Here is a 21,371-nt window from a genome sequence, read left to right on the forward strand (position 1 = left end):
ATAAAAAAAACGCCACAGACCCAAAGCCTGTGGCGTTTTTTTATCGCGGCAACCGCTTACACGGTATGCAGGTACCAGTTGTATTCAAGGTCGGAGATGGAGTGTTCGAACTCTTCCAGCTCACTTTCCTTACAGGCGACGAAGATATCGATGTACTTAGGATCGATGTACTTGGCCATCACCTCGCTGTCGTCCAACTCGCGCAGGGCATCGCGCAGGTTGTTCGGCAAGCTCTGCTCGTTTTGCTCGTAGCTGTTGCCTTCCACCGGAGCGCCAGGCTCGATCTTGTTGGTCAGACCGTGGTGCACGCCTGCCAGGACCGAAGCCATCAGCAGGTAAGGGTTGGCGTCGGCGCCCGCTACGCGGTGTTCGATACGCACCGCATCGGCCGAGCCGGTTGGTACGCGAATCGCCACGGTGCGGTTGTCCAGGCCCCAGCACGGCGAGTTCGGCACGTAGAACTGTGCGCCGAAACGGCGGTAGGAGTTGACGTTAGGGCACAGGAACGCCATTTGGGCGGGTAGGGTCTCCAGCACACCGCCGATCGCGTGACGCAATGCGGCGTTCTGCTCGGGATCCTCGCTGGCAAAGATGTTCTTGCCGTCCTTGTCCAGGATCGAAATGTGTACATGCAAACCGTTGCCTGCCTGGCCTGGGTAAGGCTTGGCCATGAAGGTGGTGTCCATCTCATGGTCGTAGGCGATGTTCTTGATCAGGCGCTTGAGCAGTACGGCGTAGTCGCAGGCCTTGATTGGGTCGGCCACGTGGTGCAGGTTCACTTCGAACTGCGCCGGGGCACTTTCCTTGACGATGGCGTCGGCCGGGATGCCTTGCTCTTTGGCACCTTCCAGAATGTCCTGGAGGCAGTCGACGTATTCGTCGAGGTCGTCGATCAGGTAGACCTGTGTCGAGTGCGGGCGTTTGCCGGAGATCGGCGAGCGGGGCGGTTGTGGGCGGCCGTTCACGTTCTCCTGGTCGATCAGGTAGAACTCAAGCTCGAAGGCGGCGCAGATGGTCAAACCGAGGTCGTCGAATTTGCTTACAACCTGGCGCAGGACTTCGCGCGGATCGGCGAAGAAAGGTTCACCTTCCAGTTCGTGCATGGTCATTAGCAGCTGCGCGGTAGGGCGCTTTTGCCAAGGTTCATTGCACAGGGTGTCGGGGATTGGATAACAGATTCGGTCAGCATCGCCGATGTCCAGACCCAGGCCGGTGCTTTCCACCGTCGAGCCGTTGATATCCAGGGCAAATAAAGAGGCAGGCAGGTTAATGCCCTTCTCGTAAACCTTGTGGAGGCTGGTGCGTTCGATGCGCTTGCCGCGCACCACACCATTCATATCCGCAATTAGAAGGTCTACGTACAGAACCTCAGGATGATCCTTAAGGAACGCGTTCGCTTCGTTAAGCTGAACGGCACGCGGGGGTACCGACATGATGCAACACCTTTGTTGTTAAAAATATCAATCATTGATCTTTTCTGGTTTCAGTCAACCCGAACGGCATGCCGAAGTCAAGCGAGGCCTTTTTTGCCCTAAAAAAGCGCCGTGACGGCTTTTTTGGGGCTTTTCGGGGCGTTTTTTCCGCTTTGAACGGCTTGGGCACCGCAGCCTTGAGCGGGCCGTGTTGTATTTTTTACGGGGGTGTTGTGTAAAAAAATGAACAAGGCTAAGCTCGATTCAAACCCATAACAGCAATAATACCGGGGTGCTTCATGTCTCGCCTGCCGCTAATCGGCGTCTCGGCCTGCTTCACACGGGCTTTGTCATCCGTTCACCCATCCTGCGTGAATACCCATGCCCCGGCCAATATTCTTGACGCCTCGGGCGACCTTTTTCCTGCCCCTTCACTCACCGCGCCTTCGCCTCTGAAGGGCGCCGACCCCGGGTGCCGCTCATGATTCTGCACGACTTTGGCGTGAGGAATGCATTACCACCCCAAATGGCAGGTAAGCTCCTACCCTGAGTGAAGAAACGACGCGGATGCTGCGTCAACCAACGCCTGGCCTTTAATGGATGCCAGGAAACCCAGCCCAGAGGCATTTATGAGTAACAACCTCGACCAGCTCACCGATTGGTTGAAAGACCACAAGATCACAGAAGTCGAATGCATGATTGGCGACCTCACCGGTATCACCCGAGGCAAGATTTCGCCGACCAACAAGTTCATCGCCGAAAAAGGTATGCGCCTGCCCGAGAGCGTTCTGTTGCAGACCGTGACCGGCGACTATGTCGAAGACGACATTTATTACGAATTGCTCGACCCGGCCGACATCGACATGATCTGCCGCCCCGACCAGAACGCGGTGTTCCTGGTGCCCTGGGCCATCGAGCCCACCGCACAGGTGATCCACGACACCTACGACAAGCAAGGCAACCCCATCGAGCTGTCGCCGCGCAACGTGCTCAAGAAAGTCCTCAAGCTCTACGCCGATAAAGGCTGGCAGCCCATCGTGGCGCCGGAGATGGAGTTCTATCTGACCAAACGCTGCGAAGACCCGGACTTCCCACTGCAACCGCCGATTGGGCGTTCCGGTCGCCCGGAAACTGGTCGGCAGTCCTTCTCTATAGAAGCGGCCAACGAATTCGACCCACTGTTCGAAGACGTCTACGACTGGTGCGAGCTACAGGAACTGGACCTCGATACCCTGATCCACGAAGACGGCACTGCGCAGATGGAAATCAACTTCCGTCACGGCGATGCGCTATCCCTGGCCGACCAGATTCTGGTGTTCAAACGCACCATGCGTGAAGCCGCGCTCAAGCACGATGTGGCTGCCACTTTCATGGCCAAGCCCATGACCGGCGAGCCCGGCAGCGCTATGCACCTGCACCAGAGCATCATCGACATCGCCACCGGCAAGAACGTCTTCTCCAATGAGGACGGGACCATGAGTGAGCTGTTCCTCAACCACATCGGCGGCCTGCAGAAATTCATCCCTGAATTGCTGCCGTTGTTTGCGCCCAATGTGAACTCGTTCCGCCGCTTCCTGCCGGATACCTCGGCGCCGGTGAACGTGGAGTGGGGCGAAGAAAACCGCACCGTGGGCCTGCGCGTACCGGATGCCGGCCCGCAGAACCGCCGCGTGGAAAACCGCCTGCCGGGCGCCGATGCCAACCCGTATCTGGCGATTGCCGCCAGCCTGCTGTGCGGTTTTATCGGCATGGTCGAAGGCCATAACCCGAGCGCGCCGGTGGTGGGTCGTGGTTACGAGCGACGCAATCTGCGCTTGCCGCTGACCATTGAAGATGCCCTGGAGCGTATGGAAAACAGCAAGACCATCGAGAAATACCTGGGGCACAAATTCATCACAGGCTACGTCGCGGTCAAGCGGGCCGAGCATGAAAACTTCAAGCGCGTCATCAGTTCGTGGGAGCGGGAATTCCTGCTCTTTGCCGTCTGATGCGCCGGGCGCGCCCTTTGAACGGCGCGCCCTTCACTGAAAAGTCTAGGAGATCGGTATGTCCAGCAACAACCCACAAACCCGTGAATGGCAAGCCTTGAGCAGTGATCACCACCTAGCGCCGTTCAGCGATTTCAAGCAATTGAAAGAGAAAGGCCCACGAATCATCACCAAAGCCCACGGCGTGTACCTGTGGGACAGCGAAGGCAACAAGATCCTCGACGGCATGGCCGGCCTGTGGTGCGTGGCGATCGGTTACGGTCGCGATGAACTGGCCGACGCCGCCGCCAAGCAAATGAAAGAACTGCCGTACTACAACCTGTTCTTCCAGACCGCTCACCCGCCGGTGCTGGAACTGGCCAAGGCCATTTCCGACATCGCCCCAGCCGGCATGAACCACGTGTTCTTCACTGGTTCCGGCTCCGAAGGCAACGACACCATGTTGCGCATGGTCCGCCACTACTGGGCGATCAAAGGCCAGCCGAACAAGAAAACCATCATCAGCCGCAAGAATGGCTACCACGGCTCCACCGTGGCCGGCGCCAGCCTGGGCGGCATGACTTATATGCACGAGCAGGGCGATTTGCCGATTCCGGGCATCGTCCATATCGCCCAGCCGTATTGGTTCGGCGAAGGCGGCGATATGAGCCCCGAAGAGTTCGGCGTGTGGGCTGCCAACCAGCTTGAAGAGAAGATCCTGGAACTGGGCGTGGACAATGTCGGTGCCTTTATTGCCGAGCCGATTCAGGGTGCCGGCGGCGTGATCGTACCGCCTGAGACTTACTGGCCACGCATCAAGGAAATCCTCGCCAAGTACGACATTCTGTTTGTCGCTGACGAAGTGATCTGCGGTTTCGGCCGTACCGGTGAGTGGTTCGGTAGCGATTTCTATGGCCTCAAGCCGCACATGATGACCATCGCCAAGGGCCTGACCTCGGGTTACATCCCCATGGGCGGCCTGATCGTGCGCGATGACGTGGTGGCCGTGCTTAACGAAGGCGGCGATTTCAACCATGGCTTCACCTACTCCGGTCATCCGGTAGCGGCGGCAGTCGCACTGGAAAACATCCGCATCATGCGCGATGAACAGATTGTTAAGCGTGTACATGACGAAACGGCACCCTATTTGCAGAAACGTCTGAGGGAGCTGGCGGATCACCCTCTGGTGGGTGAAGTGCGTGGCGTCGGCATGCTCGGTGCGATTGAACTGGTGCAGGACAAGGCCACGCGCAAGCGTTACGAAGGCAAGGGCGTGGGCATGATTTGCCGCACGTTCTGCTTCGAGAATGGCCTGATCATGCGCGCCGTGGGCGACACCATGATCATTTCGCCGCCGCTGGTGATCAGCAAGACGGAAATCGACGAGCTGGTGACCAAGGCTCGTCAGTGCCTGGACCTGACTTTGGCGGCATTGCAAGGCTAAGTGCTAGGCTCAGTGCTCAGCGCACCGAGTGGTTATAAATGTGGGGGCTTTGGTTGAAAGCCGGCCCCTGAACTTGCCAGACTGTCGCCCTGTTTTGTTGCCCATTGGCTGGGCTGCGGAACATACATAGCTTGTGGCCCAAAAAAGAAAAAATTGGAGCATCACCAAATGAAGGCATTAGGTTTGAAGAACGCGGGCAAGACCCTCCTCGCCTTGTCCCTGATGGGCGCAATGGCAGGCGCGGCCCAGGCAGACGATAAAGTGCTGCACGTCTACAACTGGTCCGACTACATCGCACCGGACACCATCGCCAACTTTGAAAAAGAGTCGGGCATCAAAGTGGTGTACGACGTGTTCGACAGCAACGAGACCCTGGAGGCCAAATTGCTGGCCGGCAAGTCTGGGTATGACATCGTCGTACCGTCGAACAACTTTCTGGCCAAGCAGATCAAGGCCGGCGTTTATCAGGAGCTGGACAAGTCCAAGCTGTCCAACTACGACAACCTGAACAAATCCCTGCTCAAAGCCGTGTCGGTCAGCGACCCTGACAACAAGCACGCCTTCCCGTACATGTGGGGCTCGATCGGCATTGGCTACAACCCGGAGAAGGTCAAGGCTGCGCTGGGCGTGGACAAGATCGACTCGTGGGACACGCTGCTCAAGCCTGAAAACATCGCCAAGCTCAAAAGCTGCGGCGTGAGCTTCCTTGATTCGCCGACTGAAATGTTGCCGATTGCCCTGCATTACCTGGGCCTGCCGACCGACACCCAGAAGAAAGATGACCTGAAGAAAGCCGAAGAACTGTTCCTGAAGATCCGTCCTTCGATCGGTTACTTCCACTCCTCCAAGTACATCTCCGACCTGGCCAACGGCAACATCTGCGTAGCCGTGGGTTATTCGGGTGACATCCAGCAGGCCAAGTCCCGCGCGGCTGAAGCCGGTGGCAAGGTCAAAGTGGCGTACGACATTCCGAAAGAAGGCGCCGGCAGTTTCTACGACATGGTCGCCATTCCTAAGGATGCCGAAAATGTCGACGCGGCCTACAAGTTCATGAACTACCTGCTCAAGCCGGAAGTCATGGCGTCGATCACCAACAGCGTGCGTTTCCCGAACGGTAACGAGAAGGCTACCGCCCTGGTCGACAAGGACATCACCAGCGACCCAGGCATCTACCCATCGGCGGATGTGCAAGCCAAGCTCTACGCCATTGCTGACCTGCCAGCCGCGACCCAGCGTGAAATGACACGCAGCTGGACCAAGATCAAATCAGGCAAGTAAGCCTTGAAACCTGTGGGAGGGGGAAACTCTCTCCCACACATTAATTAAATGACAGAAAGTTTTGCCGGATCGGTTTATCGAGGGTAAGTTGCGCGCCGGTTTTGTTGCCGGGCAACAACTTTGGGCCCAACTATTTAAGAGGACCTCCACTTGCCAATTTCTTTATTTCGCAAAGCCATGCTGCTGAGTGCAGGTATCACGCTGGCTATCAGCGTGCAGGCTGCACCGACCGTGCATATTTATAACTGGTCGGATTACATCGGCACCGACACCCTGGCCGACTTCGAGAAGGCGAGCGGCATCAAGCCTGTGTACGACGTGTTCGACTCCAATGAAACCCTGGAAGGCAAATTGCTGGCCGGGCACACCGGCTACGACGTGGTGGTGCCGTCCAATCACTTCCTCGGCAAGCAGATCAAGGCCGGGGCGTTCCAGAAGCTCGATAAATCGTTGCTGACCAATTACGCCAACCTCGACCCGGCACTGCTCAAGCGCCTGGAAAAGAACGACCCGGGCAACCAGTACGCCGTGCCGTACCTGTGGGGCACCAATGGCATCGGCTATAACGTCGACAAAGTCAAAGAAGTGCTGGGCGTCGACCATATCGACTCCTGGGCCGTACTGTTCGAACCGGAAAACATGAAAAAACTGGCCACCTGTGGTGTGTCGTTCATGGATTCGGCGGATGAAATGCTGCCCGCGGTGCTCAACTACATGGGCCTGAACCCCAACAGCACCAACCCGGAAGACTACAAAAAGGCCGAAGCAAAGCTGCTGAAAGTGCGGCCCTACGTGACCTACTTCCACTCATCCAAATACATCTCTGACCTGGCCAACGGCAATATCTGCGTGGCCGCCGGGTTCTCTGGCGATGTGTTCCAGGCCAAGGCTCGCGCAAGCGAGGCGGGCAAAGGCGTGAACATCGCCTACGTCATTCCGAAAGAAGGCGGCAACCTGTGGTTCGACGTGCTGGCCATCCCTAAGGACGCCACCAACGTCAAGGAGGCCCATGCCTTCATCAACTATTTGCTGCAACCTGAGGTCATCGCCCAGGTCAGCGACGTCGTCGGTTACGCCAACCCTAACCCAGGGGCGGACAAGCTGATGGAGCAATCGATACGCACCGACGAAGCGGTTTACCCACCGCAGGCGGTTCTCGACCGGACATTCGTCAACTTCGAGCTACCCCCGAAGGTGCAGCGTTTAATGACCCGTAGCTGGACCAAGGTCAAGACGGGCAAATAAGGCACAACTTTCCTGGGTTCGCCCGCCTCGGGTGAACCGCAGTCTATTTTTTTGGGAGTTTCGTAAATGGCAGTTGCCTCCGGCGCCTATAAGAAAGCCCTCGAGGGCGACCAGACACCGAAAAAGGTGCTGGTCAAAATCGACCGGGTCACGAAGAAGTTCGACGAGACGATTGCCGTGGACGATGTGTCCCTGGAAATCAAGAAAGGCGAGATCTTCGCCTTGCTCGGCGGTTCGGGTTCGGGCAAATCCACTTTGCTGCGCATGCTCGCGGGCTTCGAACGGCCAACGGAAGGCCGCATCTACCTCGACGGTGTGGACATCACCGATATGCCGCCCTATGAGCGGCCGATCAACATGATGTTCCAGTCCTATGCGCTGTTCCCGCACATGACCGTGGCGCAGAACATCGCCTTCGGCCTGCAACAGGACAAGATTCCCAAGGCCGAGATCGACGCCCGCGTGGCCGAGATGCTCAAGCTGGTGCAGATGAGCCAGTACGCCAAGCGCAAGCCGCATCAGTTGTCCGGCGGCCAACGCCAGCGCGTGGCCCTGGCCCGTTCCCTGGCCAAGCGCCCGAAGCTGCTGCTGCTCGATGAGCCTATGGGCGCCCTGGACAAAAAACTGCGTTCGCAGATGCAACTGGAGCTGGTGGAAATCATCGAACGCGTCGGCGTGACCTGCGTGATGGTGACCCACGACCAGGAAGAGGCCATGACCATGGCCGAGCGCATCGCAATCATGCACCTGGGCTGGATCGCCCAGATCGGCAGCCCGATCGATATCTATGAAACCCCCACCAGCCGCCTGGTGTGCGAGTTCATCGGCAACGTCAACATCTTCGACACCCAAGTGGTGGACGACGCCGAAGGCCACGCGGTGCTCAAGTGCGCTGATCTGGACCGCGACATTTACGTAGGCTACGGCATTGCCACCTCGGTGGAAGACAAGTCGGTGACCTACGCCATCCGCCCGGAAAAACTGCTGGTCACCACCGAAATGCCGACCTGCGAACACAACTGGTCCAGCGGCAAGGTCCACGACATCGCCTACCTGGGCGGCCACTCGGTGTTCTACGTGGAGTTGCCGAGCGGCAAGCTGGTGCAGTCCTTCGTGGCCAACGCCGAGCGCCGTGGCCAGCGCCCCACCTGGGGTGATCAGGTTTACGTCTGGTGGGAAGACGACAGCGGCGTGGTACTTCGCTCATGAACATGAAGAAGCTCAAGCGGCGCTTGCTCCGCATCGTCCCCAGCGGCAAGCAGGTGGTCATCGGGATTCCATTCCTGTGGCTGTTCCTGTTCTTCGCCCTGCCGTTTTTCATCGTGCTGAAAATCAGCTTTGCCGAAGCCGATGTAGCGATCCCTCCGTACACCGAGATCTACACCTTCGTTGAGCAGAAGCTGCAGTTGGTGCTCAACCTGGCCAACTACGCGATGCTTGGCGACGACGAGTTGTACATCGCCGCGTACCTGGGCTCGCTGAAAATGGCGTTCTTCAGCACGCTGCTGTGCCTGCTGATCGGTTACCCGATGGCCTACGCCATCGCCAGCGCGCGCAAAGAGATGCAGACCGTGCTGGTGCTGCTGATCATGATGCCGACCTGGACCGCGATCCTGATCCGCGTGTATGCGTGGATGGGCATCCTCAGCAACAACGGCTTGCTCAACGGATTCCTGATGTCCATCGGGCTGATCAGCGAACCGTTGCAGATCCTCAACACCAACATCGCGGTGTACATCGGCGTGGTCTATTCCTACCTGCCGTTCATGATCCTGCCGCTGTACGCCAACCTGGTGAAGCACGATCAGAGCCTGCTGGAAGCCGCGTCTGATCTGGGTTCGAGCACCTTCAACAGCTTCTGGAAGATCACCGTGCCGCTGTCCAAGAACGGCATCATCGCTGGCTGCATGCTGGTCTTCATTCCGGTGGTGGGCGAGTTCGTGATCCCTGAACTGCTGGGCGGCCCGGAAACCCTGATGATCGGTAAAGTGTTGTGGCAGGAATTCTTCAATAACCGTGACTGGCCGGTGGCCTCTGCACTGGCGGTGGTGATGCTGGCGATCCTGATCGTGCCGATCATCCTGTTCAACCGCAGCCAAGCCAAAGAGATGGAGGGCAAGATATGAAGCGCTTCAGTTTCTCAAGCTTCATGCTGGTGGCGGGGTTGCTGTTCATCTACCTGCCGATGCTGATTCTGGTGATCTACTCGTTCAACGAATCCAAACTGGTGACGGTGTGGGGCGGTTGGTCGATCAAGTGGTACGTGGGCCTGTTGGATAACACCCAATTGATGGGCTCGGTGGCCCGCTCCCTGGAAATCGCCTGCTACACCGCAATCGCTGCGGTGGCGCTGGGCACCCTGGCGGCCTTTGTGCTTACGCGCATCAGTCACTTCAAGGGCCGCACGCTGTTCGGCGGCCTCGTGACCGCGCCACTGGTGATGCCGGAAGTGATCACCGGTCTGTCGCTGTTGCTGCTGTTCGTGGCCATGGCGCAGATGATCGGCTGGCCCCAGGAGCGTGGCATCGTCACCATCTGGATCGCCCACACCACGTTCTGTGCCGCGTATGTGGCGGTGGTGGTGTCGGCGCGCTTGCGTGAGCTGGACCTGTCGATCGAAGAAGCGGCGATGGACCTGGGCGCGCGGCCGTGGAAGGTGTTCTTCCTGATCACCATCCCGATGATCGCGCCGTCATTGGCGGCGGGCGGCATGATGTCGTTCGCGTTGTCCCTGGATGACCTGGTACTCGCCAGCTTCGTGTCGGGCCCAGGCTCCACGACCCTGCCGATGGAAGTGTTCTCGGCCGTACGTCTGGGGGTTAAGCCCGAGATCAACGCCGTGGCCAGCCTGATTCTGCTGGCGGTGTCGCTGGTGACCTTCCTGGTGTGGTTCTTCAGCCGGCGTGCCGAAGAGATGCGCAAGAAAGCCATCCAGCAAGCCATCGAAGAGGCCGCCGCCGACGGCTGGCAGCAACCGGACAAGCGCCGCGCGCCAGCACCGGTCTAAAGATCTACGCGATCCAAATGTGGGAGGGGGCTTGCCCCCGATAGCGGTGAATCAGTCAACAGATGCAGTGACTGACCCACTGCTATCGGGGGCAAGCACCCTCCCACTTTTTTGCCCGCGCTACAGGCCGTTATCGAGCGGGCAATAGCTTCAGCGTGCCGCGGGTATTGGCCGTGACTTCTTCATCGCTCAAATGCGCCTGCTCATAGCCCCCTTCGATATAGGTCTCGGCCTGGTCGCCGTAATGCTTGTCGAACGGCACGCCGCTTTGCCCCACGGGATTGATGGTCAGGGCGTGGGCTACATCGGCGAAGTCGATCAGGCGGCGGGTGGATGGGCCGTACGTCACTGGCCAGGGCGCCGGGCCGATGGCAGCGGATTGGTTATTCGGCACTTCATGGGTGCCCGGTGCGGGGAACGGGCCGACGTTGAATACCCTATCCAGTGGCTTCTGCATGCCCAGCGGATGACCGTGGGTCAACGTATGCGCCTTGCCCCATTGCCACTGGTTCGGGTCGTCGCCGAGGGTGGCCTTGAGGTGGGCGAGGCTGCTGTCCCAGGCGAGCTTGACGGTGTCGGTGCGTTTGCCGCCCCACCAGGGCGAGTCCGCAGCGGCTGCCAGGCGTGGCAAGGCAGCGTCGATCACGCGGGTGCTGATCAGGGTCTTGAACATCGCGTCGCCGAGTTTGGGGTGGAAGGCCGCATCGGCGAGGTTGAACAGGAACTGGTTGAACAGCGTGGCGCTGATGGAATCCAGCGGGTAGTCGCCTTTCCAGTTGGCCAGTTGATCCACCAGCTTAAGTTGCGCCGGGTCCTTGACCACCTCACGCAGCACTGGCAGCAGCGGTGCCAGCAGGCGTGGGCCGAACGCGGTGGTGGTGCCCAGTTGCAAGGCTTGGCTGTTGGTCACGTCCCACTTCACTCGGGCGTCGCTCAACTGGGCGTTCAACTGCTGGCCACGGTCGGCCAGGTTGTAATAACCGGGGATTTCCATGCCCGTAGGCGACGCTGGCTGGGCGTTGGCAGAGACCACATAGCCGCGCGCCGGGTTTTCTTCCTGAGGGTTGGCGCTGAAGGGGTAGAAGCCAAGTTTGTCGGCCTGGGTGGTACTGCCGTCGAGGATAAACCCTGGGTTCACGCCTGCCGGACGAATCGGTAACTGCGCCGCCGCCCACCAGCCGATATCGCCCTTGGCATTGGCCCACACGATATTCAAGCCGGGTGCCGAGACCTTGGCCGCAGCGGCGCGGGCTTTGGCCAGCGTATCGGCGCGGTTGAGCTGGTAAAAGCCTTCAAGGATCGGGTTCTGAGTGTCGAGAAAGGCCCACCACATCGCGATGGGGGTGTTGCCTGCCGTCTCGCCAAGCACGTCATTGATGATCGGCCCATGGGGCGACTGGCGCAGGGTGAGGGTGACCGGTGCCTGGCCCTTGACCGCGATCTGTTGTTCGCTGCGGGTCAGGTCGACCCACTGGCCCTGATACCAGACCTGATTGGGATTGTCCGGGTTGACCTTCTCGGCGATCAAGTCGAGATCGTCGTTCTGGAACATGGTCAGGCTCCACCCGAAATCCAGGTTATGCCCCAAGAATGCCATCGGCACCAATGCATTGTGATAGCCGTACAACTCAAAACCCGGCGCCGACAGTTGCGCCTCGTACCACACCGACGGCACGGAAAAACGGATATGCGGGTCGCCCGCCAGCAACGGTTTGCCGCTGCGGGTACGGCTGCCGCTGATGGCCCAGGCGTTGCTGCCCTCGAACTGCGGCAGGCCGTTGCCGGCCAGGGCCTGGTCGCTCAGAGCGGCGAGGGCGCCGAGGGATTGCCAGTCGCTGGCGGCCAGGTTAAGGGCGCCCTTGGGTTGCCAGTCGAGGTCGAAAACCTTCAGGTAGTCGCTGCCCAATTGATCGCGGATGTAAGTCAGCAATGGTTCGGTACGAAACGCGGCAGCAAAGCTGTAGGCCATATACCCGGCCACGCTGATGGTGTCTTCAGCCGTGAAGGGCCGCTTGGGGATGCCCAGCACGTCGAACTCCATCGGGCTGGCGTGGCTGTCCTGATACTGGTTGATTCCATCCAGATAGGCTTGCAGCGCCTTCCAGTGCGCCGATGCATGATCCAGCTGCGCCACATAGGTCGCGGCGCGGTCGCGGATGCGCAGGCTGCGGAACAGTTTGTCGGTGTCGACCACCTTGGGGCCCAGCACTTCGGCGAGTTCGCCACGGGCCAGGCGGCGCATGATCTCCATCTGAAACAGCCGGTCCTGGGCGTGCACATAGCCCAGGGCGCGATACAGATCGGTTTCGTTCTCGGCACGGATATGCGGCACGCCACGGTCGTCATAGCGCACGGTGACCGAGCCTTGCAGATGGGCCAGTGTCACCGTGCCCTGGCGCGTGGGTTGTTTGCTGTACACATACCAACCGGCGCCGAGAGCGAGCAGCACCACTACAGCCGCGAGAGCCTGCAAGACGCGCTTCATGAAGAGTCCTTACCAAGAATGGGGTGGCGGCCTACGGCCCGGTTGACCACGAACAATAGCAGCCCACCGCCAGGGTGTGCGTGGCATTCACCTCGCGCCCGGCGTCGAGCGCTTGCAGGATCGGCTCGATAAAACTGTTGTTGGCGTTGCACGTCAGGCCCTCGCTGTAGGGCCCGAAATACGCGAGCTTGCCGCTGCGGTCCCAGATGCCCACGGCGGGGCTGGCCGGCACCTGGTCGGCACCGGGCAGGGCAGTGAGGATTTTCATCTGGCGCAGGTTGTCCGGTAATTGGCCATGGCTGCCGGCTTTTTGCAGGGCGTAGAACTCAACGCCTTTGGACGCGTACTGCTCGATCAGCTCGCCCAGATGTTGCTGGTTGATCACATTGCACGGGCACGCCGGGTCCCAGAAATGCACCAGGCGGATCGGGCCTGGGCCGCTGAGTTCGGCGGGCAGTTGCAGCGCATCGCCGGAAAAAACCGCCGTGTGCTCGCTGAAAGCGCGCAGATAGCGGCCCTGAAACCAGTCATACGCCGTCCACAGCACGCCGGTGCAGATAATCAGGATCAGGCTGGCGAACAGGGCGGTACGGTGGGTCTGTCGCATTCGGATCTATCCTCGCAGGTCGCGTAGCTTGCCATGCCTGCCCTGACAGATGAATATCGCAGCTCGATATTGTGAGCCTGGAAACCCTTTATGCCCGTCACCTTTGACCCGGATCATCTGCGCGACAGCTTGCGCCCCTTGTCGGATGCGCAACCGCTCAGCGCCGAGGCGCGGGTCTACCAGCGTTTTTACGGGCTGGACCTGCCCGCGCGCAAAGTGCCGGCGGTGAGTCGCCTGGGGCGCTTTGAGGTGGACGGTTTCGACGTGGTGGCGCAGGTGTGGTGGCCGCCGGTGCCGGTGGCGACGATGTTTTTGTTTCACGGCTTCTACGACCACATGGGGCTGTACCGCAACGTAGTGGACTGGGCACTGGACCAGGGCTTCGTCGTGATCGCCTGCGATTTGCCGGGGCATGGCTTGTCCAGTGGCGCGCGCGCCAGCATCGATGATTTCGCGGTATACCAAGATGTGGTTCAAGCCCTGTTCGCCCAGGCCGAGACACTGCAGCTGCCCAAGCCTTGGCACCTGTTCGGGCAAAGCACCGGCGGCGCGATCGTGGTGGATCATCTGCTGCACCACGGCGCCGAGAGCCCGGCGCAAGGCAAAGTGCTGCTGCTGTCACCGCTGGTGCGTCCGCGCGCGTGGGGCTGGTCCCAGGTCAGCTATTACCTGCTGAGGCCATTCGTCAAAGGTATTGCGCGGCGGTTCAGCGACAACTCCAACGACCCGGCCTTTCGGCCGTTCCTGGAAGCCGATCCGCTGCAGCCGCGGCAACTACCCACCGCCTGGGTGGGCGCCCTGGCGCGCTGGATCAAACGCATCGAGGCCGCCCCGCGCAGCACGCGGCGGCCGGTGATCGTGCAGGGGGAGGAAGACATGACGGTGGACTGGCAGCACAACCTGCACGTGCTGCGCGGCAAGTTCGACCGGCCCGAGGTGCTGATGCTGCCCCGTGGACGGCATCACCTGGCCAATGAGATTCCAGAGATTCGCGAAGAGTACTTCCGGTATTTGACGGACCATCTGAAATAACGCGGTGCAAGTGGGGGAGGGGGCAAGCCCCTCCCACATTTCTACTGCGTCAGGCTTGAGGTGCTCTGGCCGACTGCCAGGCCTGCGCGAATCGCCGCCAGCGCCGCCTGGTAATACGCCTTACCCTCCGGCGACTCGGCGAACGTGGCGAATTCTTCCAGCTCCGGGTCGGACAAATCGCGATAGACGTACAGCAACGTGTTGTTCAGGTCATTACCGATCTGCTGCATCAAGCGCTCACGTTGGCCATTCAACATGCCCTGGGCCTGACCGCCGCCCAGCAGGCCAGGGATCATTTGGCTGAGGCTGTCGGCCGCCACGCCGGCAATCGCCAGGCTGACCTCTGCGCCGGCCTCACGGGCGGGCAGGGCTTGGGCCAGGTGGCCGATGATCAGGCTGCGGGTGGCGTCGGCCTGGATCTTCGGCAGGCCCTGGGCGTTTTTGGCCAATTGATCGCGGCGGGTAGCGAGTAATTCGGCGGCGACGATCTTGCGCCCCAAGGGTGACTGAAAGAACGCCAGCGCTGGTGCCGGGTCCGCCAAGTGCTTGCGCAACTGCGCTTCGGCGCGCTGATCCATGGCCTGGGCGGCGAAGCGTTGGTTGCTGTTGTCCACCAGTGCCTGATACACCGCCGGCGGCAGGCTATTGCGGTAGCGCTGTTGGGCCGCCGCGAGGGCATCGGTGAAATGCGCACGTTGTTCGGCCCAGCCGGCAACCTTGTACAACTGGTCATGGCCGTCTGCCCAGGCGGGCAAAACGCAGAACATCAGCAAGGAAAAAAACAAACGACGCATATGGACTCCTGTCAGTCGGCCACTATTGTCCGTGTGGGGCGTAGGATTTGTCGAGAAATCCTGTCAGTCACATGAACTAATCTGTGTTCAGACGCTCGGCGGCTCTGTCGGATTCACAGGCGTATGGATACTATGCGCGCCATGCAAATACCCTTCGATCATCCCCTGCTGCAACGTATTGTCGACGACCTGGCCGAGAAAGGTTGGTCGCAGCAGAACGGCTTCCTGCCCCAGGCTCTGACCCTGGAACTGGCGGCTGAGTGCCGTAAACGTGCCGCCGAGGGTGAATTGGCGCCCGCGGCGGTTGGGCGCGGCCCGGCCCAGGAGATCCGCGAGGGTATTCGCGGCGACCGTATCCAATGGCTGGAGGAGGGTGACGCCGCCGTCTGCGACACCTACATGGCGGTGATGGATAGCCTGCGCCTGGCGATGAACCGGGGGCTGTTCCTCGGCCTGGAAGATTTCGAAAGCCATTTCGCCATGTACCCGCCAGGGGCGTTTTACCTCAAACATCTGGATCGCTTTCGCGATGATGACCGGCGCATGGTCTCGGCGGTGATCTACCTGAATGACGCCTGGCTGCCCGAACACGGCGGCCAGTTGCGCATGTACCTCAAGGACGACGTCGAATACGACGTGACCCCTGTCGGCGGTTGTCTGGTGGTGTTCCTGTCCGGCGTCATCCCCCACGAAGTCATGCCCGCCACGCGCGAACGGCTGTCCCTGACCGGCTGGTTCCGTCGGCGGGGCAACGAGCCGTTCTGAGCATGCACAAGATACTGATCAGCCGCTGCCTGCTCGGGCATAAGGTGCGCTACGACGGTGGGGCCAGTGGGCCGTTCGACCAATTGGCGGCTTGGCAGGCAGAAGGGCGGGTAGTGGCGGTTTGCCCGGAAGTCGCGGGCGGCTTGCCGACGCCGCGCCCGTCTGCGGAGATTCCGGGCGGGCAGGGCATCGATGTGTGGGAAGGCCGGGCCCAGGTGCTCACCGCCGCGGGCGAAGACTTCAGCGCCGCGTTCCTCGACGGCGCGCGCCAGGCATTGGCGCTGGTGCAGCGCCACGGCATCCGTATCGCTGTGCTCAAGGCCAATAGCCCCTCCTGCGGCAATCTGCTCACCTATGACGGTACGTTCACAGGCGTCAAAGTCAGCGGCGAAGGGGTCACGGCGGCGCTACTCAAGCGCCATGGCGTGCAGGTGTTCAGCGAGCTGGAGTTGCCCGAGGCTGCCGCCGCGCTGGCTCAGCTTTCAATCCCGACCTAATCAAAAAGGCGGGAGAGGGCTGCCAGCGCGTTGGCGTTACTGGGCGTCGCTTTCAAGCCACTTGTGGGACAGCGCCTTCAACCGCCCATCCGCCTTCACCCGCTCCAAGGCTTTGTCCAGGCTGGCCTTGAACGCCGGATTGCCCTTCTGGAACGGGATCGCCAGGTCAGGCGCCTGGTTATAGCTCTCGCTGAAATCGAACCGATCACGCAGCTCGGCAGTCATAGCGATATGGTTGATGGCCACGTCGTATTTGCCGCTTTCCACCCCTTGCAGCAAGTCAGTGTCATCGGTGGTGATGAAGGACGGGCGCACATCCATTTCCTTGGCCAGTTGCTCGCCCAGCTCCACTTCAAAGCCGGTGAGCTTGTCGCCCTCCTTGAAGTTGAACGGCGGGTGAGTGGCTTCAAGGGCGATGCGCAGTTCGCCTCGATCGTTCACATCGTCGATCAGTTCGGCATGGGCCAAAGGGCTCAGAAGAGGAAGCAGCAGTAACAGGCCAGGCGAAAAGCGCATGGTCACTCCTAGAGAATTCGAATGTGCGAGGCGCCGTTCAGCATCGCTTTGCTATGGTGTTGAGTGCCTTGGACAGCAATTTGCCGCGAAGTTGTCATAAACCTACAGATTTCACAGAAAAACTGGAGAAGCGAATGAAAGCCCTTTTGTCCCGTGCAACGATTGCCAGCCTGTTGCTGGGTGCCTCGATGTTGGCCAGCGCCGCCGACCTTCCACGTACGCCGGCGCCTGAAGGTGCCGAAGTGTTTATCGTCTCGCCGAAGGATGGCGCGACCGTCGACAAAACCTTCAAGGTCAAATTCGGCGTCAAGCACCTGGACCTGGAACCTATCGATAAGCAAGTGCCTAACGCCGGCCACCATCACCTGCTGGTCGATCAGGACGTGACGGCGCTTAAAGCCGACGAGGCGATCCCGGCCACCGCCACCTCGATCCACTTCGGCAAGGCGCAAACCGAAACCGAACTCACCCTGACCCCAGGCAAGCACACCTTGCAACTGGTGGCGGGCGACAACGTGCATCGCCAGTTCGAGCCAACGGTCGCCTCGAAAGTCATCACCGTTAACGTTAAGTAAGCGTTCTACGGACAAAAAAATGGGAGACCCCTGCGGGTCTCCCATTTTTTGTGCAGCGGTTAAAGCCTTAGAACAACACGCGGCTACGGATAGTGCCGTTGATGTGCTGCAGCTTCTCTTGCGCCAGGTCCGAGTACTCGGCGTCGACATCGATTACCACGTAGCCGACTTTCTCGTTGGTCTGCAGGAACTGACCGGAGATGTTGATGCCGTTTTCCGCGAAAACCTTGTTGATCTCGCTCATCACACCCGGAATGTTCTGGTGGATGTGCAACAGGCGGTGCTTGCCAGGGTGAGCCGGCAGGGCCACTTCCGGGAAGTTGACGGACGAGACCGACGTACCGTTGTCGCTGTACTTGACCAGCTTCTCGGCCACTTCCAGGCCGATGTTGGCCTGGGCTTCAGCGGTGGAACCGCCGATGTGCGGGGTGAGGATCACGTTGTCCAGGCCACGCAGCGGGCTTTCGAAGATGTCGTCGTTGGAGCGAGGTTCTACCGGGAATACGTCGATGGCGGCGCCGATCAGGTGCTTGTCCTTGATCGCGTCGGCCAGGGCGTCCAGCTCGACCACGGTGCCGCGCGCGGCGTTGATCAGGATGCCGCCTTTCTTGATGGCGCGGATTTCCTTCTCGCCGATCATCCACTGGGTTTCAGCGGTTTCCGGAACGTGCAAGGTCACGATGTCGGACATGCCCAGCAACTCGGTCAGGCTTGACACTTGAGTGGCGTTGCCCAGCGGCAGCTTGGTCAGGGTGTCATAGAAGAACACCTGCATGCCCAGGCCTTCAGCCAGCACCGACAACTGCGTGCCGATCGAACCGTAACCGACGATGCCCAGCTTTTTGCCGCGGATTTCGAAGGAATTGGCCGCGCTTTTGATCCAGCCGCCACGGTGGCAGGAAGCGTTCTTCTCCGGGATGCCGCGCAGCAACAGGATCGCCTCGGCCAACACCAGCTCCGCCACGGAACGGGTGTTGGAGTACGGTGCGTTGAACACCGCAATACCGCGCTCGCGTGCGGCGTTGAGGTCGACCTGGTTGGTGCCGATGCAGAAACAGCCGACCGCCACGAGTTTCTTGGCGTGATCGAAGATCTCTTCGGTCAACTGAGTGCGTGAGCGAATGCCGATAAAGTGCGCGTCGGCGATCTTTTCCTTGAGCTGGGCTTCCGGCAGAGAGCTGGTGATGTACTCAATGCTGGTGTACCCGGCGGCTTTCAGAACGTCGACAGCCGATGGGTGGACGCCTTCCAGAAGAAGGAACTTGATCTTGCTCTTATCGAGAGAAGTCTTGCTCATCTGCGTAAACCTGTATCCCGGAGAAAAATGGCAGGGAGTCGGATCACTTAAGCTGACCCGGACGGCAGGAAAGCCGTCACCGCAGAAACGCCCTTGGGCTCTGTCCTGCGGGGGCGGTATGCTAGCATATGCGCCCCGCTAAACACCTATCCTGCGACGTGAAGCGTTCTCAGGATGACCATGAATTGTTCGAGAGTTCTGTCGATGACCCATCCTGCCCTGATTGATGAGCTAAAGACCCTGGTTGAGCCCGGCAAAGTGCTGACCGACGCCGACTCCCTGGAGGCTTACGGCAAGGATTGGACCAAGCACTTCGCCCCCGCGCCGACCGCCATCGTGTTTCCCAAGACCATCGAGCAGGTGCAGGCGGTTGTGCGTTGGGCCAATGAGCGCAAGGTGGCGCTGGTGCCGTCCGGCGGGCGTACGGGGCTGTCGGCCGCAGCCGTTGCGGCTAATGGCGAAGTGGTGGTGTCTTTCGACTATATGAACCAGATCCTCGACGTAAACCTCACCGACCGCACCGCCGTGTGCCAGCCGGGCGTGGTCACCAAGCAGTTGCAGAACGTCGCCGAAGAAAACGGCCTGTACTACCCCGTGGACTTTGCATCCTCCGGTTCCAGTCAGATTGGCGGCAATATCGGCACCAATGCCGGCGGGATCAAGGTCATTCGCTATGGTATGACCCGTAACTGGGTGGCCGGCATCAAAGTCGTCACCGGCAAGGGCGACGTGCTGGAGCTGAACCGCGACCTGATCAAGAACGCCACCGGCTATGACATGCGCCAGCTGTTTATCGGCGCCGAAGGCACCCTGGGCTTTGTGGTCGAAGCCACCATGCGCCTGGACCGTGCACCGAAGAACCTCACCGCCATGGTGCTGGGCACCACCGATTTCGACTCGATCATGCCGGTGCTGCATGCCTTCCAGGGCAAGTTGGACCTGACTGCTTTCGAATTCTTCTCCGACAAGGCCCTGGCCAAAGTCCTCGGCCGTGGCGACGTGCCGGCGCCGTTCGAAACCGAGTGCCCGTTCTACGCGCTGCTGGAATTCGAAGCCACCACCGAAGAAGTCGCCAACCATGCCCTGGAAACCTTCGAGCACTGCGTCGAGCAGGGCTGGGTGCTGGACGGCGTGATGAGCCAAAGCGAAACCCAATTGCACAACCTGTGGAAACTGCGCGAGTACATCTCCGAGACCATTTCCCACTGGACGCCTTACAAGAACGATATTTCGGTGACCGTCAGCAAAGTGCCGGCGTTCTTGAAGGAAATCGACGCGATCGTCGGTGAACACTACCCGGACTTCGAGATCGTCTGGTTCGGTCACATTGGTGACGGCAACCTGCACCTGAACATCCTCAAGCCGGAAAATCTGAGCAAGGATGAGTTCTTCGCCAAGTGCGCCACCGTCAACAAGTGGGTCTTTGAAACCGTCGAGAAATACAACGGTTCGATCTCCGCCGAGCACGGCGTGGGTATGACCAAACGCGACTACCTGACCTACAGCCGTTCGCCAGTTGAAATCGAATACATGAAAGCCGTCAAAGCGGTGTTCGACCCGAACGGGATCATGAACCCCGGCAAGATCTTCGCTGTTTAAACCGCCCCTGAAGGAGTCGTTTCATGAGCTACCAGCACAAGTATGTCGACGGCACCAATATCCACTTTCCTGTGGGGAAAGTGGTGTGTATTGGGCGCAATTACGCCGAACATGCCAAGGAACTGGATAACCCGGTGCCGACCGAACCTTTGCTGTTCATCAAGCCGGGCAGTTGCGTGGTGCCGTTGGAAGGCGGTTTCGCTATTCCCGCAGAACGTGGTTCGGTGCACTACGAGGCGGAAATCGCGGTGTTGATCGGCAAACCATTGTCGGCCAAGCCTAGCCGTGAAGAAGTGCTGGATGCCATTTCCGGCTTCGCCCCGGCGTTGGATCTGACCCTGCGCGACAAGCAGGCCAAACTGAAAGCCAAGGGCCTGCCGTGGGAAATCGCCAAGTCGTTCGACGGCGCGGCGGTGATTGCGCCCTTCGTGGTCGGCAGCACCTTCCCGGACCTGACCGACATCGGCATTCGCCTGACCATCAATGGCGAACTGCGCCAGGACGGTAACAGCGCGCAGATGCTCAACCCTATCGTTCCGATGATCCAGTACATGGCCGGCTGCTTCTCGCTGCAGGCGGGGGATGTGATCCTCACCGGCACCCCGGCCGGCGTAGGCCCGTTGAATGCAGGCGATGAACTGGTGCTGGAATTGCCGGGCGTAAGTCGCTTCGAAAGCGTCGTCCGCTAAGAGCGCTAGGAGGGGGGCTTACCCCCTCCTGCGTTCGGTCTGAGCATGTCTCACTAAGCGACGTTTGCATTTTTTTCACACGCGATCCGGATAATCTTCAGACCCCAGCACGCGAGCCCATTGATCCTGTGCTAATTCCCTACTCACTCCTCGGAAAAGCGC

General features: G+C 60.0%; 19 protein-coding genes. 13 read left to right on the plus strand and 6 right to left on the minus strand.

Annotated features, from left to right (window positions below; genetic code table 11):
* Positions 1 to 56: 56 nt before the first annotated feature.
* Positions 57 to 1,433 (minus strand): glutamine synthetase family protein, encoded by a 1,377-nt coding sequence (locus K1567_RS17460; protein ID WP_034101359.1) that lies wholly within the window; start codon positions 1,431 to 1,433, stop codon positions 57 to 59.
* Positions 1,434 to 2,041: 608 nt separating this feature from the next.
* Here K1567_RS17460 and K1567_RS17465 point away from each other — a divergent pair.
* From K1567_RS17465 to K1567_RS17495, 7 genes are all read left to right on the plus strand, one after another.
* On the plus strand, positions 2,042 to 3,400 hold the full coding sequence (locus K1567_RS17465) for a glutamine synthetase family protein (RefSeq protein ID WP_034101358.1): 1,359 nt from the start codon (positions 2,042 to 2,044) through the stop codon (positions 3,398 to 3,400).
* A gap of 58 nt (positions 3,401 to 3,458) precedes the next feature.
* A complete protein-coding gene (locus K1567_RS17470; RefSeq protein WP_034101357.1) occupies positions 3,459 to 4,823 on the plus strand; it encodes an aspartate aminotransferase family protein in 1,365 nt (454 codons plus the stop codon).
* Between the two features lie 183 nt (positions 4,824 to 5,006).
* Positions 5,007 to 6,101: a polyamine ABC transporter substrate-binding protein gene (locus tag K1567_RS17475; RefSeq protein ID WP_034101766.1), complete on the plus strand. Its 1,095-nt coding sequence runs from the start codon at positions 5,007 to 5,009 to the stop codon at positions 6,099 to 6,101.
* Positions 6,102 to 6,251: 150 nt separating this feature from the next.
* On the plus strand, positions 6,252 to 7,346 hold the full coding sequence (locus K1567_RS17480; protein ID WP_034101356.1) for a polyamine ABC transporter substrate-binding protein: 1,095 nt from the start codon (positions 6,252 to 6,254) through the stop codon (positions 7,344 to 7,346).
* A gap of 66 nt (positions 7,347 to 7,412) precedes the next feature.
* Positions 7,413 to 8,555, plus strand: coding sequence for an ABC transporter ATP-binding protein (locus K1567_RS17485; protein ID WP_034101355.1), 1,143 nt, complete (start codon positions 7,413 to 7,415; stop codon positions 8,553 to 8,555).
* Positions 8,552 to 9,472: an ABC transporter permease subunit gene (locus K1567_RS17490; RefSeq protein ID WP_034101353.1), complete on the plus strand. Its 921-nt coding sequence runs from the start codon at positions 8,552 to 8,554 to the stop codon at positions 9,470 to 9,472. The genes K1567_RS17485 and K1567_RS17490 overlap by 4 nt, the downstream gene beginning before the upstream one ends.
* A complete protein-coding gene (locus K1567_RS17495) occupies positions 9,469 to 10,353 on the plus strand; it encodes an ABC transporter permease subunit (RefSeq protein ID WP_034101352.1) in 885 nt (294 codons plus the stop codon). The genes K1567_RS17490 and K1567_RS17495 overlap by 4 nt, the downstream gene beginning before the upstream one ends.
* Before the next feature lie 130 nt (positions 10,354 to 10,483).
* Here the strand turns inward: K1567_RS17495 and K1567_RS17500 are convergent, their stop codons facing one another.
* Positions 10,484 to 12,838, minus strand: a complete 2,355-nt coding sequence (locus tag K1567_RS17500) for a penicillin acylase family protein (protein WP_184336340.1) — start codon at positions 12,836 to 12,838, stop codon at positions 10,484 to 10,486.
* A 31-nt stretch (positions 12,839 to 12,869) separates the two neighbouring features.
* Entirely contained in the window at positions 12,870 to 13,445 is a 576-nt protein-coding gene (locus tag K1567_RS17505) for a DUF6436 domain-containing protein (RefSeq protein WP_034101350.1), read from the minus strand.
* A gap of 90 nt (positions 13,446 to 13,535) precedes the next feature.
* On the opposite strand from K1567_RS17505, the gene K1567_RS17510 reads away from it, so the two are divergent.
* Positions 13,536 to 14,477, plus strand: coding sequence for an alpha/beta hydrolase (locus tag K1567_RS17510; RefSeq protein WP_047881738.1), 942 nt, complete (start codon positions 13,536 to 13,538; stop codon positions 14,475 to 14,477).
* Positions 14,478 to 14,518: 41 nt separating this feature from the next.
* Here K1567_RS17510 and K1567_RS17515 read toward each other — a convergent pair whose 3' ends face one another.
* Positions 14,519 to 15,271, minus strand: coding sequence for a DUF2059 domain-containing protein (locus tag K1567_RS17515; RefSeq protein ID WP_034101347.1), 753 nt, complete (start codon positions 15,269 to 15,271; stop codon positions 14,519 to 14,521).
* A gap of 132 nt (positions 15,272 to 15,403) precedes the next feature.
* Here K1567_RS17515 and K1567_RS17520 point away from each other — a divergent pair, with 132 nt between their 5' ends.
* Both K1567_RS17520 and K1567_RS17525 read left to right on the plus strand, forming a co-directional pair.
* Entirely contained in the window at positions 15,404 to 16,036 is a 633-nt protein-coding gene (locus K1567_RS17520; protein WP_047881737.1) for a 2OG-Fe(II) oxygenase, read from the plus strand.
* A 2-nt stretch (positions 16,037 to 16,038) separates the two neighbouring features.
* Positions 16,039 to 16,533 (plus strand): DUF523 domain-containing protein, encoded by a 495-nt coding sequence (locus tag K1567_RS17525; protein ID WP_034101344.1) that lies wholly within the window; start codon positions 16,039 to 16,041, stop codon positions 16,531 to 16,533.
* Positions 16,534 to 16,569: 36 nt separating this feature from the next.
* On the opposite strand, the gene K1567_RS17530 is transcribed toward K1567_RS17525, so the two are convergent.
* Positions 16,570 to 17,049: a transporter substrate-binding domain-containing protein gene (locus K1567_RS17530; RefSeq protein WP_034101343.1), complete on the minus strand. Its 480-nt coding sequence runs from the start codon at positions 17,047 to 17,049 to the stop codon at positions 16,570 to 16,572.
* A gap of 134 nt (positions 17,050 to 17,183) precedes the next feature.
* Here K1567_RS17530 and K1567_RS17535 point away from each other — a divergent pair, with 134 nt between their 5' ends.
* Positions 17,184 to 17,624, plus strand: coding sequence for a DUF4399 domain-containing protein (locus K1567_RS17535; RefSeq protein ID WP_034101341.1), 441 nt, complete (start codon positions 17,184 to 17,186; stop codon positions 17,622 to 17,624).
* A 67-nt stretch (positions 17,625 to 17,691) separates the two neighbouring features.
* Here the strand turns inward: K1567_RS17535 and serA are convergent, their stop codons facing one another.
* On the minus strand, positions 17,692 to 18,921 hold the full coding sequence (gene serA / locus K1567_RS17540) for a phosphoglycerate dehydrogenase (protein WP_034101340.1): 1,230 nt from the start codon (positions 18,919 to 18,921) through the stop codon (positions 17,692 to 17,694).
* A gap of 204 nt (positions 18,922 to 19,125) precedes the next feature.
* Here serA and K1567_RS17545 point away from each other — a divergent pair, with 204 nt between their 5' ends.
* Both K1567_RS17545 and K1567_RS17550 read left to right on the plus strand, forming a co-directional pair.
* A complete protein-coding gene (locus K1567_RS17545; RefSeq protein ID WP_034101339.1) occupies positions 19,126 to 20,520 on the plus strand; it encodes an FAD-binding oxidoreductase in 1,395 nt (464 codons plus the stop codon).
* Between the two features lie 23 nt (positions 20,521 to 20,543).
* A complete protein-coding gene (locus tag K1567_RS17550; protein WP_220698681.1) occupies positions 20,544 to 21,209 on the plus strand; it encodes a fumarylacetoacetate hydrolase family protein in 666 nt (221 codons plus the stop codon).
* The last annotated feature ends 162 nt before the right edge of the window (positions 21,210 to 21,371 follow it).

This window comes from Pseudomonas sp. S5F11 (assembly GCF_019641515.1).
GTDB classification, from domain to species: domain Bacteria; phylum Pseudomonadota; class Gammaproteobacteria; order Pseudomonadales; family Pseudomonadaceae; genus Aquipseudomonas; species Aquipseudomonas rhodesiae.

Excerpts from the sequence above, each read along its gene's own strand:
- K1567_RS17525 (WP_034101344.1), top strand. The coding sequence starts at position 16,039 with ATGCACAAGATACTGATCAGCCGCTGCCTGCTCGGGCATAAGGTGCGC.
- K1567_RS17505 (WP_034101350.1), bottom strand. The coding sequence starts at position 13,445 with ATGCGACAGACCCACCGTACCGCCCTGTTCGCCAGCCTGATCCTGATT.
- K1567_RS17550 (WP_220698681.1), top strand. The coding sequence starts at position 20,544 with ATGAGCTACCAGCACAAGTATGTCGACGGCACCAATATCCACTTTCCT.
- K1567_RS17490 (WP_034101353.1), top strand. The coding sequence starts at position 8,552 with ATGAACATGAAGAAGCTCAAGCGGCGCTTGCTCCGCATCGTCCCCAGC.
- K1567_RS17535 (WP_034101341.1), top strand. The coding sequence starts at position 17,184 with ATGAAAGCCCTTTTGTCCCGTGCAACGATTGCCAGCCTGTTGCTGGGT.
- K1567_RS17460 (WP_034101359.1), bottom strand. The coding sequence starts at position 1,433 with ATGTCGGTACCCCCGCGTGCCGTTCAGCTTAACGAAGCGAACGCGTTC.
- K1567_RS17520 (WP_047881737.1), top strand. The coding sequence starts at position 15,404 with ATGCGCGCCATGCAAATACCCTTCGATCATCCCCTGCTGCAACGTATT.
- K1567_RS17470 (WP_034101357.1), top strand. The coding sequence starts at position 3,459 with ATGTCCAGCAACAACCCACAAACCCGTGAATGGCAAGCCTTGAGCAGT.
- K1567_RS17485 (WP_034101355.1), top strand. The coding sequence starts at position 7,413 with ATGGCAGTTGCCTCCGGCGCCTATAAGAAAGCCCTCGAGGGCGACCAG.
- K1567_RS17495 (WP_034101352.1), top strand. The coding sequence starts at position 9,469 with ATGAAGCGCTTCAGTTTCTCAAGCTTCATGCTGGTGGCGGGGTTGCTG.
- K1567_RS17545 (WP_034101339.1), top strand. The coding sequence starts at position 19,126 with ATGACCCATCCTGCCCTGATTGATGAGCTAAAGACCCTGGTTGAGCCC.
- serA (WP_034101340.1), bottom strand. The coding sequence starts at position 18,921 with ATGAGCAAGACTTCTCTCGATAAGAGCAAGATCAAGTTCCTTCTTCTG.
- K1567_RS17530 (WP_034101343.1), bottom strand. The coding sequence starts at position 17,049 with ATGCGCTTTTCGCCTGGCCTGTTACTGCTGCTTCCTCTTCTGAGCCCT.
- K1567_RS17515 (WP_034101347.1), bottom strand. The coding sequence starts at position 15,271 with ATGCGTCGTTTGTTTTTTTCCTTGCTGATGTTCTGCGTTTTGCCCGCC.
- K1567_RS17465 (WP_034101358.1), top strand. The coding sequence starts at position 2,042 with ATGAGTAACAACCTCGACCAGCTCACCGATTGGTTGAAAGACCACAAG.
- K1567_RS17500 (WP_184336340.1), bottom strand. The coding sequence starts at position 12,838 with ATGAAGCGCGTCTTGCAGGCTCTCGCGGCTGTAGTGGTGCTGCTCGCT.
- K1567_RS17510 (WP_047881738.1), top strand. The coding sequence starts at position 13,536 with ATGCCCGTCACCTTTGACCCGGATCATCTGCGCGACAGCTTGCGCCCC.